12 protein-coding genes and 1 tRNA gene are annotated in these 13169 nt (G+C 60.6%); 7 read left to right on the top strand and 6 right to left on the bottom strand.

Translation table 11 applies throughout. The features are described 5' to 3' along the window. Positions 1-247 precede the first annotated feature (247 nt). Both AAF659_RS09485 and AAF659_RS09480 read left to right on the top strand, forming a co-directional pair. Positions 248-2458, top strand: coding sequence for a flagellin N-terminal helical domain-containing protein (locus AAF659_RS09485; RefSeq protein ID WP_349751502.1), 2211 nt, complete (start codon positions 248-250; stop codon positions 2456-2458). Positions 2459-2490: 32 nt separating this feature from the next. Then, positions 2491-4494, top strand: a complete 2004-nt coding sequence (locus AAF659_RS09480; RefSeq protein WP_349751501.1) for a hypothetical protein — start codon at positions 2491-2493, stop codon at positions 4492-4494. On the opposite strand, the gene AAF659_RS09475 is transcribed toward AAF659_RS09480, so the two are convergent. Next, complete coding sequence (locus AAF659_RS09475; RefSeq protein WP_349751500.1) at positions 4479-5099, bottom strand: TIGR04282 family arsenosugar biosynthesis glycosyltransferase; 621 nt, start codon at positions 5097-5099, stop codon at positions 4479-4481. The two genes, AAF659_RS09480 and AAF659_RS09475, sit on opposite strands and share 16 nt — an antisense overlap. A gap of 27 nt (positions 5100-5126) precedes the next feature. After that, positions 5127-5801, bottom strand: coding sequence for a TIGR04283 family arsenosugar biosynthesis glycosyltransferase (locus tag AAF659_RS09470; protein ID WP_349751499.1), 675 nt, complete (start codon positions 5799-5801; stop codon positions 5127-5129). 111 nt (positions 5802-5912) lie between these two features. Here AAF659_RS09470 and AAF659_RS09465 point away from each other — a divergent pair. Beyond that, positions 5913-5989: transfer RNA gene (locus AAF659_RS09465), tRNA-Arg, on the top strand. 34 nt (positions 5990-6023) lie between these two features. Here the strand turns inward: AAF659_RS09465 and AAF659_RS09460 are convergent. Further along, positions 6024-6170 (bottom strand): hypothetical protein, encoded by a 147-nt coding sequence (locus tag AAF659_RS09460; RefSeq protein WP_349751498.1) that lies wholly within the window; start codon positions 6168-6170, stop codon positions 6024-6026. A gap of 209 nt (positions 6171-6379) precedes the next feature. Beyond that, positions 6380-6592 (bottom strand): hypothetical protein, encoded by a 213-nt coding sequence (locus AAF659_RS09455; RefSeq protein WP_349751497.1) that lies wholly within the window; start codon positions 6590-6592, stop codon positions 6380-6382. Positions 6593-6756: 164 nt separating this feature from the next. On the opposite strand from AAF659_RS09455, the gene AAF659_RS09450 reads away from it, so the two are divergent. Continuing rightward, positions 6757-7413, top strand: a complete 657-nt coding sequence (locus tag AAF659_RS09450) for a hypothetical protein (protein ID WP_349751496.1) — start codon at positions 6757-6759, stop codon at positions 7411-7413. A gap of 6 nt (positions 7414-7419) precedes the next feature. On the opposite strand, the gene AAF659_RS09445 is transcribed toward AAF659_RS09450, so the two are convergent. Both AAF659_RS09445 and AAF659_RS09440 read right to left on the bottom strand, forming a co-directional pair. Beyond that, complete coding sequence (locus tag AAF659_RS09445) at positions 7420-8046, bottom strand: L-threonylcarbamoyladenylate synthase (RefSeq protein WP_349751495.1); 627 nt, start codon at positions 8044-8046, stop codon at positions 7420-7422. A 10-nt stretch (positions 8047-8056) separates the two neighbouring features. After that, positions 8057-8374: a BolA family protein gene (locus tag AAF659_RS09440; RefSeq protein WP_349751494.1), complete on the bottom strand. Its 318-nt coding sequence runs from the start codon at positions 8372-8374 to the stop codon at positions 8057-8059. 71 nt (positions 8375-8445) lie between these two features. Between AAF659_RS09440 and AAF659_RS09435 the strand changes: the two genes are divergently transcribed. The 3 genes from AAF659_RS09435 to AAF659_RS09425 all read left to right on the top strand — a co-directional run bounded on the left by AAF659_RS09435 (position 8446) and on the right by AAF659_RS09425 (position 13157). Continuing rightward, on the top strand, positions 8446-10623 hold the full coding sequence (locus AAF659_RS09435) for a DNA topoisomerase III (protein ID WP_349751493.1): 2178 nt from the start codon (positions 8446-8448) through the stop codon (positions 10621-10623). A gap of 148 nt (positions 10624-10771) precedes the next feature. After that, positions 10772-11473: a response regulator transcription factor gene (locus AAF659_RS09430; RefSeq protein ID WP_349751492.1), complete on the top strand. Its 702-nt coding sequence runs from the start codon at positions 10772-10774 to the stop codon at positions 11471-11473. Positions 11474-11579: 106 nt separating this feature from the next. Then, on the top strand, positions 11580-13157 hold the full coding sequence (locus AAF659_RS09425; protein ID WP_349751491.1) for a FecR family protein: 1578 nt from the start codon (positions 11580-11582) through the stop codon (positions 13155-13157). Positions 13158-13169: the final 12 nt, after the last annotated feature.

The raw sequence follows: 13169 nt of genomic DNA, 5'->3' as shown, positions 1-13169 counted from the left end.
AGGCCTCACACCACCACCCTGAATAAGCGGCAAAAGCCTGCCAACAATACGGCAGAGCACCGGCAGAATCACCTGTCACCACCTCAAACGAATCTCGATTTTCCATTTATAAACAGCAATCTGAAAACTCAGAACCAGAATTGGCACACCCTTCGCTTAACACGATTGAGACAAACAATCTTTGATCGAACCAGGGTCGGCACCGGCAACGCCCGGCCGGCAGATAGAGAGGACGGAGGAAAAAGCCATGCCTCAGATCATCAACACCAATATCGCGTCCCTCAACGCGCAACGGAACCTGGACCGGAGTCAGGGCGCACAGGACACGGCTCTGGAGCGCCTTTCCTCCGGCCTTCGGATTAACAGCGCGGCGGACGACGCAGCGGGGCTGGCCATTTCAACACGGTTTGAATCCCAGACCCAGGGTCTGGAGGTAGGGATCCGGAATGCCAATGATGGCGTTTCCCTGGCGCAGACCGCTGAAGGGGCACTCGGTTCCATGACCGAAAACCTGCAACGCATCCGCGAGCTTTCCCTGCAGTCGGCCAATGCGACCAACAGCGCTCAGGACCGGGAATCCCTGAACGCGGAGGTTCAGGAACTTAAAGCCGAAATCAAGCGGGTCTCTGAACAGACCAACTTCAATGGTACCAACCTGCTGGACGGTTCGTTTCAGAAGGCAACCTTCCAAATTGGTGCTAATCGGGGAGAAACGGTCGGGGTCGATATTGCAGGCACAACCCCCAACACTCTTGGCGCCGCGAAAACGGATGGCGTGACCTCTTTTCCTTCGGCTTCCGGCGATAATGATCGGGATATGGCCGGCGGTGATCTGGTCATTAATGGTATCTCAATCGACGCACCCGACGCGGCCGATGACAAAGATTCATTCAAGGACGCGGGCCAAAGTGCCATCGCCAGAGCCGCAGCAGTCAACGCCAAGAGCGATGACTCAGGCGTTAAGGCGGTCGTGAATGAAACCTCAGTCAGTGGCGCGGGTATTCAACCCAGCGCCAAACTCCCGGTCAATGCCGATGCCAACGATCCAGTAGTGATGGAATTGAACGGGAAAGAGATCGAGATGCCGAGCGGCACTGCCGGCCAAAGCGCAGAATCGTTCCTGAATTCGGTGGTCTCAAGCATCAATAAAAAGACGGACCAGACCAAGGTGGAGGCGTCCTTTTCCGGGGATCCTCGGGCTGGTGTTGAGTTGACGGCCCCAGACGGTGAGAACATAACCATTGATTTCAGCTCCAATACTAATGGCGACGCTGAAAACCCCGATGGAACAGGTATTGACACACAAGACATGGCGGCGCGTTATGGTTTGGCCGATACCAAGGCTGACGGCACCGATAATGACGCGAGCACGTTCCGGGGAACCTATACCCTGATCTCTGAGGATGGCAGTGATATTGATCTCAGCACTACCGGCGATATCAGCAGGGCAGGGTTCCAGGTTGGCAGCTTCAGCGGCAACAACAGCGGCACCGTCAGCTCCGTTGTGGGAGGCAGCGCCCTCGAGGGGGACGACCTGACAATCAACGGAACCACCATCGGCAGCAGTCGCTCGGGAGACGATACAGGATCACCAAACGTAACCGATCCAGCCTCAAGCGCCATTGCGAAAGCTGCGGCAATCAACCGCTCCTCCGATTCCACAGGCGTTACAGCCGAGGCGACTCCAACAATCCTTACGTCAGGGAACATCAACGAGAGCGGTATCACTGGCGAGGCAACCTTTAAGATCAATGGTGAAGATGTATCACCCTCTCTTGATGGAAGCGAAACCGCCACCGAGGCTCAACAGAAAATCGTTAACGCCGTGAACGATGCCGGTATTACCGGTGTTAGCGCCGAATCCTTTTCCACCGCGAGTGGTCGCTCCTTCCGCTTGATTGCGGAAGATGGGCGTAATATTGCAGTCACGGATCTAGACATCTCCAACCTTACCAACGGTGCAAGCGACCTAGGCCTAGAAAGCACGGCAACGCAGCCTATCGCCGGTAGCAATGCAGGTCAGGTACAGCGCGCCTCAGTGTCTCTGGAGTCAGCCGGTGCGATTGAAATCGGAACCCTCAGCGGCAAAACGGAGTCCTCCGGGTTTGAAGTCGGCACCTTCGGCGCCAATGAATCAGGGCAGCTTCTCCGAGACGTCGATATCTCGACAGTAGAGGGCGCTAATGACGCCATAACCTCGATAGACAACGCCCTGAATCAGGTCAACCGCCAGCGAGCCAACCTCGGCGCCATCCAGAACCGGTTCGAGTCTACGATCGAGAATCAGCAGGTCTCCTCCGAAAACCTGACCGCCGCCAATTCCCGGATCCGAGACGCGGACTTCGCCAAACAGAGCGCCGAACTGTCCCGAACCCAGACGCTCCAGCAGGCTGGCATCTCGGTGCTGAGCCAGGCCAACCAGCGGCCGCAGCAGGTGCTGCAGCTGCTCCAGGGTTAACCGAACAACGACTGAACCAATAAGGGGGCAACATGCAGGCGCAGACCCAACTGGAAGAGGTAACCCGCGAACAGGAAGCGGCCATGGCCCGACGCCTGCTGCAGGCGAACGAGCTGTACCGCTTCGCCAACAGCCCGGATACGGAGCCAGACATGCGCGGGCACGCCCGCCAGCAGGTGCGTGAGGCGCTCGATGTAGTGCTGACTGCGCAGCCAGAACACCCTGAGGCGTTGAACCTGTTGGGTCGCGTTGCCATGGATGAGGGCCAGCTCGCCCAGGCGGCTGAGTTGCTGGACCGCGCTCGCGTTGCGGCGCCAGCCTCGGGCCAGGTGCTGGCGAACCTGGGCTATCTGGCCCTGATGCGGGAGGAGCCCGAGCAGGCCGAGGTGCTGTTTGATGAAGCGCTCAACCAGGACCGCCAGTCCGCCCCCGCCTTCGCCGGCAAGGCCCACGCTCTGCGTCAGCAGCAATGGTTTGACCAGGCCTACCTTCACTATCGCTGCCTGCTGGATTGCAACCGCAACTGGGACTCGGTCTACGCCGGCATGCTTGAATGCGCCCGTCACCTGGATATCCAGAGGGCCGATTCAGCCCTGGCACACGACGCCATCCGCCTCCTTTCCCATCCGGGACTGCCCCACCAGGAGCTGAGCCGTTTCGTCACCCGCCTGTTACGCCAACAATATGCGGCGGATACAGGAGCCGGAGACTGGTTGCTGGATACCATCTGCACGGATGAGCTTCTGCTGCTGGCGCTGGAAACCACCCTGCTGGTGGACCCGGACCTGGAAAAACTGATTACCCGCGCCCGCCACGCCCTTCTGATGGAGGTGCGGGACACCGGCGAGCTCTACGAATCGCGCCAGCGCCTGGCCATGGCGCAAAGCCGGTACGCCAACCGTACCGGCTTTGCGCAGATGGTCACGGAGGAAGAAGAGGCTTTTTTACGAGAGCTGGATGCCAATCTCAAGGTGGAACTCCGTGCCCCGTTCCAGCCGGAAGAGGTCGCTGCCGGGCTGATCCTGCGCAGCCTCTACGGCGCGCTTTTCCATCAGCCTTACGCCCAGCACATCGGTCGGTTCACGTTAGAGGACTGGCCGCAAGGCATGCAGCCCCTGATGGCGGAAAGCTACTACCACAAGGCGGAAGAAGAAGCCTACAAGCAGCAGTTCCAGGAGAAACAGGACGAGCTGGCGCTGGCCCGCGAAGACCTGCCTCATGCCTGGCCCTGCTGGCATAACCTGCGTCTTCACCATGCCCAGCCGCTCAAGCAGGAACTGGCGCAAAGCCTTGGCATCGATACCAGTACCTGGCCGGAGACCGTACGCATCCTGGTGATCGGCGCCGGTTCGGGCCAGCATGCCATGGAGCTGGCGCACTACTTCACCGACGTGGAAGTGGTTGCGGTGGACGAGAACCTGGCCGGATTGGCTCACGGCAACCGCCTTGCGCGGGAGAAAGACCTGCAGAACATTGTCTTCTGGCCCTACTCACTAGCCACCCGCTTCATCCAGGACGGCAATCAGGTGCAGATGGTGGAGATCCGCCAGCTGCCCTCGGAAACCCACGAAGGCACACCGATCAAGACACTTGCCCAACAAGCGCTGGACAGCGGCGGGCTGTTGCACATCCATACCGGCGAACACGGTGCCAGCCGCGTGGACGTGGCCCTGCGGCGCATGATGGAACGGCATAAGCTGCAACCGACAACGGAAACGTTACGCCGCCTTCGCCGGATGATCCTGAACAACCCGAAACATCAAGCGTATCAGGCGCTCCTCAACGAGCCGGATTTCTACGCCACCGCCGGCTGCCGCAAGCGCTGGTTCTTCCCGGAAGACATCAGCCAGCTGGATGCGCTGATGGACAACCTGAGCAGTGAGGTGGACTGGAAGCTGCTGCGAGCCTGCGATACGGACGGCGCCAATCTGGCCACTGGCGCCGTAGTCAAACAGCTCCAGACTCAGGCCTTCGGCACGGGGGCCCAGAGCCTGGTGGGCCAGGGGCTGAGCCTGTACTTTCAGCGCAGGCGCTGAAAGCGTGCCCAGTCCTCGGGTTCATCAACATCCCAGAGCGGCTCCAGACATGCCACCTGGAACCCTTTCTGGTGGAGCACTTGCTGAGTCTGTTCCAGAACCTGCCCGCTCCCCCAGGCTGGCCCCTCCAGCATGCCGGGAACAGTCCTGCGGGCACCAATCAAAACAAAACCACCATCGTCAGACGGGCCGAGCACCACATCCGCCGTTTCCAGTGATTGCGCCGCCCGCCGCACGTACTGTGGCGTGACTGCCGGGCAGTCACTCCCAACGATCATGCCGGCCCCGGCGTGGGCGACCGCTTCCGCCAACGCATGGTTCATGCGTTCGCCCAGGTCACTGCCCTTTTGAACACGCTGGGGAATGCCACCCTTACGCAAACGACGCAGGACGCCCTCCGCCTCCCCTGGTGGTTCTGAAATCTCCCGATCCCACCAGAACGTAAGCGGGTAGCCACTGTCCATTAGGTTCTTCAGCACGGCCTCCGTCAGCGCAAGGTAAGCGTCCAACGCTTTGCCCTCACCCAGCTCGGCGGCGAGGCGGGTTTTGACCTCACCTTTTCGGGGCCATTTGGCGAACTGCATCACCGCAGGTGGATATTGCATTATTATTCGTCCCTGTTGCGATCCATATCAGCCGCGATAGCGCTGGGCCAGAACCTCCGGGGCCTCACCCCGCCAATAGCCCCAGCGCAGCCGCCACATTAACGCTATAGTACGCCAGGTACCGTTCACCTCCCAGCGCCGGCTGTCCGTGATTACCGAAGCAGGAATGCAATAAGGACGGCAATGGCGCCGCAACGTTTTGCTCAGCGCCACATCTTCCATGAGCGCAATGGGTTCGTAGCCGCCCACGTTTTCAAACAGGCCGCGCCGCACAAAAATGGCCTGATCGCCGGTGGCGACCCCTGTCAGTTGGGAGCGGCGATTCATGCACCAGGCAATCACTCGGAACAAAGGGCGGTGACCGGAAAGCTGCACATCAAAACGCCCCCAGCGGCGGTCGCTGGCCTCAAAACGCGCCAGCCATTGCAGCGCGTCACCAGGCAGGCGGGTGTCTGCGTGCAGAAACAGCAACAGATTGCCATTGGCCGCTGCCGCACCGGCATTCATCTGGCGGGCACGGCCCTGAGAGCCGACAACCCATTGGTCATGAAGACCGTCTGCCGCTTCCCGGGTGCCGTCGTCGCTGCCGCCATCCGCAAGGATCACCTCACAGCCACCCGCCCGAAACGACTGCAGCGCAGCTAGCGTACCCCTGATCGAGGCTGCCTCATTCAACACTGGCATGATGATGGAGATCTGCAAACGTACCCTCTAAGCCACGAGCAAACGGGCCAGTCTAGGCCCGCTTATTCAAAAACGGCAACCACCAGATTTGATGCCGGATGCAGAGCCCGCTACCATAGGCGCCTCTTTGCCCCTGTAGCTCAGCAGGATAGAGCGACGCCCTCCTAAGGCGTAGGTCGCAGGTTCGAATCCTGCCGGGGGCACCATCATCACGGGCAAACAGCTGTTACCTGGCTTTTGCTATTTCTTCCGCAGATCCACGCGATCCTCGTTATTATCTTTATTATCCCTGCCTTCTTCCCGGTTGAACTCCCATACGGTCATTACAACGCCGATGAGCATCAGGCCAAAAACGATTATTGCTGGGTAGATGAGGTCAAAAGTCATTTTTTTCTCCCCATCAGTGCACAAAGCTTAAAGTAGATTCCAAAGGTGAAAATCGAGGGAATCCAGATCGCAGTGAAGATTGCCTGCTCGCGATCATGCATCACGAACCAGAGGTAGGCCGATATCACGAATGAAATCGCTACCGCGAGAATGATGAAAAAGTCCGATTTTTGAAACATAGCGTTACTCCGGTTCCAGCCTTTTTTAAGTCAGGGGCCGTACTCAAGCCCCAGAAAGCCAATGGCACTGATCAGACAACCCGCTATTGCGACAGATCCCAACATTCGAACACCCGCAGACAGCCCAAACGCATAATCCTCAAACTGAAGCACGCCGAGAAAGCCCAGCAGCAACCCCGTAATACCCAGCAGTGTGACGGCAATCCCTATTCGACTGAGAAACCTGAAAATGCGTCTTGGCACAGTTACCGATCCGGTTGAACAAAACGTTGGCAGCCGGTTTGGCTACTGTGTGGATCATACGCTCAATGGTGGCGGGTGGATTGCTGACCGTAATGGCCTGATTCCTGCATACCGGAATTGGTACGACGGAAAACCGGCAAACCTATGCCAGGAGCGAACCGATCATGGGTATTCTGGATGCGGCACTGAACTTCGGCGCTAGAGCCCTTCAGGGCACCGAGACCAGCGGTGCGCAGCAGAAGGCACCGCAGCAGGCCCAGGAAAGTGAGGCTGTTCCACGCAAGACGGCCACCTCCATTGCTGACGAGCGCGTCACTCTCGAGAAACAGGGAGGCACCAATGTCAGCCTGGCCGATCTGCCCATGCAGGATTTCAAAAACGCCGTGGCGCGGGACAGTGGGTTTGTGAAGGAAACCATCGGTACCAAGCTGCAGGAGCTGGAAGTTGATCTGGGCACCCGCATGGCGGTCCGGCGTAACAATCTGGGTGATATTGAGATGGATGCCCAGATCGCACCGCAAACCCGGGATCGCATCGAGAACGATCTCAACCAGAACCGGGCTTTCAAGGCTGCTTTCAACCGCCTGAGCACCAACCAGCCGACGGTGGAGTACCTGGAAAATGTGTCACGCATTTCCCAGGCTTACGGGGAAGGCAATTCCATGCTGGAGAGTCTGGTGAGCGAGACCCCGGAGAATAACCGCCTCCAGGACATCGCTCACCGCTACCAGGAACTGCGTAAACAGGTTATGACGGATGAATCCGGCGCCGGTCAGGATCCGGCGGCTGATTTCGAAATCCGTTTCAATCAGCCGAACTGAAACGGCTCACGACTCCTGGAAGGGCGTGGGATCGCCCTTACCCTCGCGCAGAATCTGCGGCACCTCACCGCACAGGTCCACCACCGTGGTGGGCTCACGGCCACAGTAACCACCCTCAATCACCAGATCCACATGGTGTTCCAGCCGGTCACGGATCTCCTCAGCATCATTCATGGGCCATGCCTCACCAGGCATCAACAGGGTTGAGCTCATGATGGGCTCGCCCACTTCCCTCACCAGCGCCTCCACGATGCGGTTATCCGGTATACGGATCCCGATCTGGCGCCGTTTGGGATGCAACAGCCGCCGCGGTACCTCGCTGGTGGCGTCCATGATCCAGGTGTAGGGCCCGGGCGTGTGGGATTTGAGAAGGCGGAACTGGACGTTATCCACCTTGGCATAGGGGCCGATGTCCGAAAGGTCTTTACACACGAGGGTGAAATTGTGCTTATCGTCCAGATTGCGCAGCCATTTGATGCGCTCGGCCGCCTTCTTCTCGTCCAGAGCACAACCGAATGCATAGGCGGAATCGGTTGGGTAGGCGATTACGCCGCCCTTTTTCAGAATCTCCACGGCCTGGCGTATCAGGCGGGGTTGGGGGTTTTCCGGGTGGATCTCGAAGAACTGGCTCATGTCCGCCTCCTCAGCCTGTCTTGGATCCGCCCATGCAGGGCGGGGATTGCGGCGCTCCGCTCTCGCGGGACTGCCATTCGTCCGGCGTATATAGATGAAGCGTTAACGCGTGGACGCCCTGCTTCAACGGCTCATCCAGGGCCCCGTAGACGGCCTGGTGACGACCAACACGGCGTTTCCCCTCAAGCGCCCGCGCCACCATCACCACCTTGAAATGGGTCTCGGAGTTGGCCGGCACAGCGTGCTGATGGCTTTCATTCTCCACGGAGAGCACTTGCGGGCTGAAATGCTCCTTGAGAAGCGACTCGATCTGGGAATGCAGCGACATGCCACCTCCGGCGTCTACGAATTCGTTACAATACTGCCCTGAGTCTAGCACAGCGTCCGGCAGGAGCCCGAATGCGCCTCTATATCGCGGAAAAGCCCTCTCTCGCACGCGCCATTGCCACAGGCATTACCAACAGTCCCCAGCGTCGGCAGGGGTATCTGGACTGTGGTGGCGGTCTGTACGTGAGCTGGTGCGTGGGCCACCTGCTGGAGCCCATCGAACCTGGCGATTACCGTCCGGAATGGCGCCGCTGGCGCATGGATCTGCTGCCCATAATCCCGGATCATTGGCAGCGCCGCCCCAAAGAAGATGTTCGCGACCAGCTGGGCATTCTGGAACGCCTCACAGCCACGGCGGATGACGTCATCCATGCCGGCGATCCGGACCGCGAGGGTCAGCTGCTGGTGGATGAGGTGCTGGAGTGGTGTGGTGTCTCCGGGCCGGTACGGCGCGTGCTCATCAACGACCTCAACCCGCCCGCCGTACGCCAGGCCCTTGAGGCGGAAGCCAGCAACCAACGCTACGCGCCGCTCAAGGCCTCAGCGGAGGCGCGCCAGCGTGCGGACTGGCTTTACGGCATCAACCTGAGCCGCGCCTACACCCTCTACCATCAGCAACAGGGCAAGGAGGGCGTTTTCTCCGTGGGGCGGGTGCAGACACCGGTTCTGGGGCTGGTAGTCGCACGCGACCAGGCTATCAGGGATTTTGAGCCAACGCCCTGGTTCCAGCTGGACGCTGCCCTGGCGCCGCCGGCAACACCGGAGGCGCTGTTCCGGGCCCGCTGGCAACCTGGCGAGGCGCACGCCACGCACATGGATGAGGACGGCCGCCTCCTCAAACGCCAGCCTGCGGAGCAGGTAAAAACCAGAATCACCGCTCAGGACGGCGAGATCACTGATGCCCGCTTCCGTGAACGCAGCGAAGCCCCACCGCTGCCGCTGTCGCTTTCCATACTCCAGATCACGGCGGCCAAGCGTTATGGCCTTGGCGCGGAACAGGTGCTGGCTGCCGCCCAGTCTCTCTATGAGACCTATCGTCTCATCACCTACCCACGTTCGGACTGTCGCTATCTCCCCGAAGCGCACTGGAAAGATCGCCATGAGCTGCTCGAAGCTATCCGGCACAACCTCCCGGAGCTGGCGCCAGCCGGTGTGCCGGAGGATCCCAGTCGGAGCAGCCGGGCCTGGGACGACGCCAAGGTGGGCGCCCACCACGCCATTATCCCAACCCGGCGCGAGATGGATGTGCAGAAACTGAGTACCAATGAGCGCGCCGTCTACGACCTGGTGGCCCGTTTCTACCTGATGCAGTTCGAAACCGACGCCATCCACCGGGAAGGACACCTCAGCGCAACCATTGCCGGTGAGCATTTCCGCGCCCGCGAGACAGGCCTCCTTCACGCGGGCTGGAAGCGTCTGGAACCGGTTCGCCGCCGCCAGGAAGACGCCCCCCCCAAATCCCCCCTGCCCCGGCTTGAGCCCGGCACACCGGTGCACTGCCACGAAGCTCGTTGCCTGGAGAAAACCACCCGGGCACCACTGGCATTCACGGACGCCTCGCTGCTCTCAGCCATGACCGGCATCGCCCGCTTCGTGAAGGACGAGAGCCTGCGCCGTACTCTGCGTGAGACCGACGGCTTGGGCACAGAAGCCACCCGTGCGGCCATCATCCAGACCCTGTTCAACCGGGATTTTCTCTACCGCGATGGCCGTTCCATCCACGCGACGAACAAAGGCCGTGCCCTGATCGAGGGCCTGCCGGAAGATGCCACCACTCCGGACCGCACCGCTATCTGGGAGTCACGACTGGAGGCGATCCGCCAGGGCGATGGCGACACTGAGGCCTTCCTGGCCCAGCTTGCCGCCGACATTCGGACCCTGATCGAACCAGCCCGCAGCGCCTTCGCTCCACCGGAACCGGAGCAGACCGGTGTCCACTGCCCCCTCTGCCGGGCCCCCATGCGCCGGCGCAATGGGCCCTATGGGGAATTCTGGTCCTGCTCACGCTTTCCCGGGTGCAAGGGCACCCGTCGCATCGTGGAAGAGACGGAACCCCGGGCCGAAGCTCAGCCTCAAGCCGAGGGCACCAGCGATGGCATGGATCAGGCGCCGGTTCCCTGCCCTTATTGCTACGCGCCACTGGTGCGCCGCAATGGGCCTAAGGGTCCCTTCTGGGGCTGCAGCCGATACCCGGGATGCCGCACAACGGTGCCGGATCGTGAAGGGCGCCCCGATACAAAATCCGTTTGACGGGATTTCAAAAAAACCGGCTAATGCCTTGAGAAACCAGTGGCATTATTCCATGTTACCCTTAACAAGATTTCAACAACTGCAGCACAGGATTGGCCTGTGGAACGCTGTAGGGCGTGCGAATTACTGAAGGAACCCGGAGGGCTCAATGCGCATTGCACTGCTGGAGGATGAGCAGGAACAGGCAGACCGCATCGCGGAGCTGCTGGCCGAGGACGACAAACAGTGCGACTGTTTCACCACTGGGCAGGCGTTTCTCAGTGCGGTCAACCATAAGAGCTACGATCTGCTCATTCTTGACTGGCAGATCCCGGACATCGACGGGATCGAAGTTCTCCGTCAGGTCCGGCTGAATCTGGACTGGCCCATACCGGTACTCTTTGTGACCCAGCGTGTCAGCGAGCAGGACATCATCCAGGCCCTGGATGCGGGTGCGGATGACTACCTGTCCAAACCACTACGCCCCGGGGAGCTTCTGGCGCGGGTACGGGCACTGCTGCGCCGAGTGCATCCGGAGGTGGAGAAAGAGGAGCTGGTATTCGGGCCCTTTGTCATCGATACCACCAAGCGCTCCATCCACTGCCACGGTGAACTGATCGAACTGACTGACAAGGATTTCGATCTGACTCTGTTTCTGTTCCAGAACCAGGGTCGGCTGCTCACTCGGGAAATGCTCCTTGAGCGGGTCTGGGGCGTATCCAGTGACATCAATACACGGACCGTGGACACACACATGAGCCGCCTGAGACGGCGGCTGGGCATCAAGCCGGAGAACGGCTACCGCATCAAGACGATCTACCAGCGCGGTTATCGACTGGAAGCGGTGGACCAGGAGCCGGAAAGCGCCTGAAAGCAGGTAGGAATTCATGGGGCAGCAGGCAGTAGCATCCAGATCAGTACATCACAGGCCAGCACGTTTGTGGTCAGCCACTCTAACCGTACTGGTGCTGTGTGCCATGCCCGTTTACGGCGATGTTGCCCGCGGCTCCGACAATGCGCAACTGAGCCTCGCTCCCGCGCCTGTGGAATCCTGGGGCGACTGGACCTACACCATCAAACCGGATGACACCCCCGCCGCCATTGCCGACCGCTTCCTGACGCAGCGCCGCAATGCCGCCCAGCTGATGGGTTACAACGGGCGCGCTCAGGATGCGGCACTGGAACCCGGCGAGACCCTTCAGGTACCGGTTCAGTGGCTGCAACACCGCCCCAAACCAGCTACAACGACTTCGGTGCGCGGTAAAGCCTGGCGCACCAGCCACCCGGAGGGCAGCCGTAATCGACTGAACGAGGGAGATACACTGAACGTTGGCGATGGTGTGCGCACAGCCAGTGATGGCTATGCTCGCATTGAGCTGGCGGACGGCGCCACCCTGGCCATCGAGCCGGATTCGCGGCTGCGTTTCAACCGCCTGACCCAGTACGGTCAGGGCGCCATGGCCGATACCCGCTTGAGACTGGAGCGCGGTCGCATCGAGACCCGTGTGGAGGAAGGCAGCCGGGAGGATGGCTCGCGCTTTGAGATCCACACGCCCTCTGCTGTCGCCGCGGTCAGGGGTACCCGTTTCGGCCTGGAAAGCCGGGAAGATGGCACGCTTCTGGAGGTGCGCAAGGGCGAAGTCTGGTTCGGCACGCCTCAGGACGCCGAGGCGATCCGCGAAGGCTACTCTGCCTTCCTGTCCACCGATGCCGGTGCTGAGCCTGTTATCAAGCCGCTACCGCCTGCCCCACGCATCACATCTGGCACGGCTGCAGCACAGCAGCTGCCCGTGAATGTTGCCTGGGAGGCCCCGCGGGAGGTGGCACGTTTCCGCCTTGACCTATACCGGCGTGACGGTAACTGGGTGGCCAGTGAAACGGTCTCTGGCAACAGCCACTCATTTGCGGGGCTGACCAACGGCGATTACCGGCTGAGGCTTACCAGCTTGCGCGATGACCGACAGGGTGGCACCGACACACTCAAATTTGAGATCGGCCTGCAGGCACGGCCGGCGCTGCTCCAGAAACCCGCGCGTGACGCCACCCTTGAAGACAGCCAGCCGCACTTTGAATGGTCCCTGCAGGGGGATTCCGAGCAGGCCCGGGTGGAGGTGGCCCGCTCACCGCAATTCGAGAAAAGCGTAGCCGCCAGTGCTTGGGAAACGAGCGAAAGCGCGCACCTGAGTGAGCCATTGGAGCCCGGCCGCTACTGCTGGCGTGTGGCGACACGTGCCGGTGGCGACACCACGGCAACCAGCGCCGTGAACTGTTTCCAGCTTGCCGGCAAGCTGGAGGCAACCCGGGTGATCAGTGCCAACACCATCGATGACCGGGTCAATCTGTACTGGCAGAGCGTCGACAACGCTCAGGGCTATCGCCTGCAGCTGGCCAGGGACAGTGATTTCGAACAGATCGTCGAAGATCGTGAGGTCAGCGCCAATGAAGTGCGGCTGCGCCTGACGCCGGGAGAGCGTTATCATGTGCGCGTCAAAGGCTTGGCTGGCGAGCCCATGCGCAGTAACTGGGGAGAAGTGCGCGAAATCGCTGTAGAATGACCCCCTGAACGG

The sequence above is a fragment of the Salicola sp. Rm-C-2C1-2 genome (assembly GCF_040196175.1).
Classification (GTDB): domain Bacteria; phylum Pseudomonadota; class Gammaproteobacteria; order Pseudomonadales; family Oleiphilaceae; genus Halospina.
The sequence above is the reverse complement of the archived record's forward strand: the minus strand, read 5'-3'. Positions and strand labels throughout refer to the sequence as shown.

Bases quoted from the DNA above. Each gene is read 5' to 3' on its own strand.
- AAF659_RS09460 (WP_349751498.1), bottom strand. From the start codon at position 6,170: ATGACTTTTGACCTCATCTACCCAGCAATAATCGTTTTTGGCCTGATG.
- AAF659_RS09435 (WP_349751493.1), top strand. From the start codon at position 8,446: ATGCGCCTCTATATCGCGGAAAAGCCCTCTCTCGCACGCGCCATTGCC.
- AAF659_RS09480 (WP_349751501.1), top strand. From the start codon at position 2,491: ATGCAGGCGCAGACCCAACTGGAAGAGGTAACCCGCGAACAGGAAGCG.
- AAF659_RS09430 (WP_349751492.1), top strand. From the start codon at position 10,772: ATGCGCATTGCACTGCTGGAGGATGAGCAGGAACAGGCAGACCGCATC.
- AAF659_RS09475 (WP_349751500.1), bottom strand. From the start codon at position 5,099: ATGCAATATCCACCTGCGGTGATGCAGTTCGCCAAATGGCCCCGAAAA.
- AAF659_RS09445 (WP_349751495.1), bottom strand. From the start codon at position 8,046: ATGAGCCAGTTCTTCGAGATCCACCCGGAAAACCCCCAACCCCGCCTG.
- AAF659_RS09450 (WP_349751496.1), top strand. From the start codon at position 6,757: ATGGGTATTCTGGATGCGGCACTGAACTTCGGCGCTAGAGCCCTTCAG.
- AAF659_RS09425 (WP_349751491.1), top strand. From the start codon at position 11,580: ATGCCCGTTTACGGCGATGTTGCCCGCGGCTCCGACAATGCGCAACTG.
- AAF659_RS09440 (WP_349751494.1), bottom strand. From the start codon at position 8,374: ATGTCGCTGCATTCCCAGATCGAGTCGCTTCTCAAGGAGCATTTCAGC.
- AAF659_RS09485 (WP_349751502.1), top strand. From the start codon at position 248: ATGCCTCAGATCATCAACACCAATATCGCGTCCCTCAACGCGCAACGG.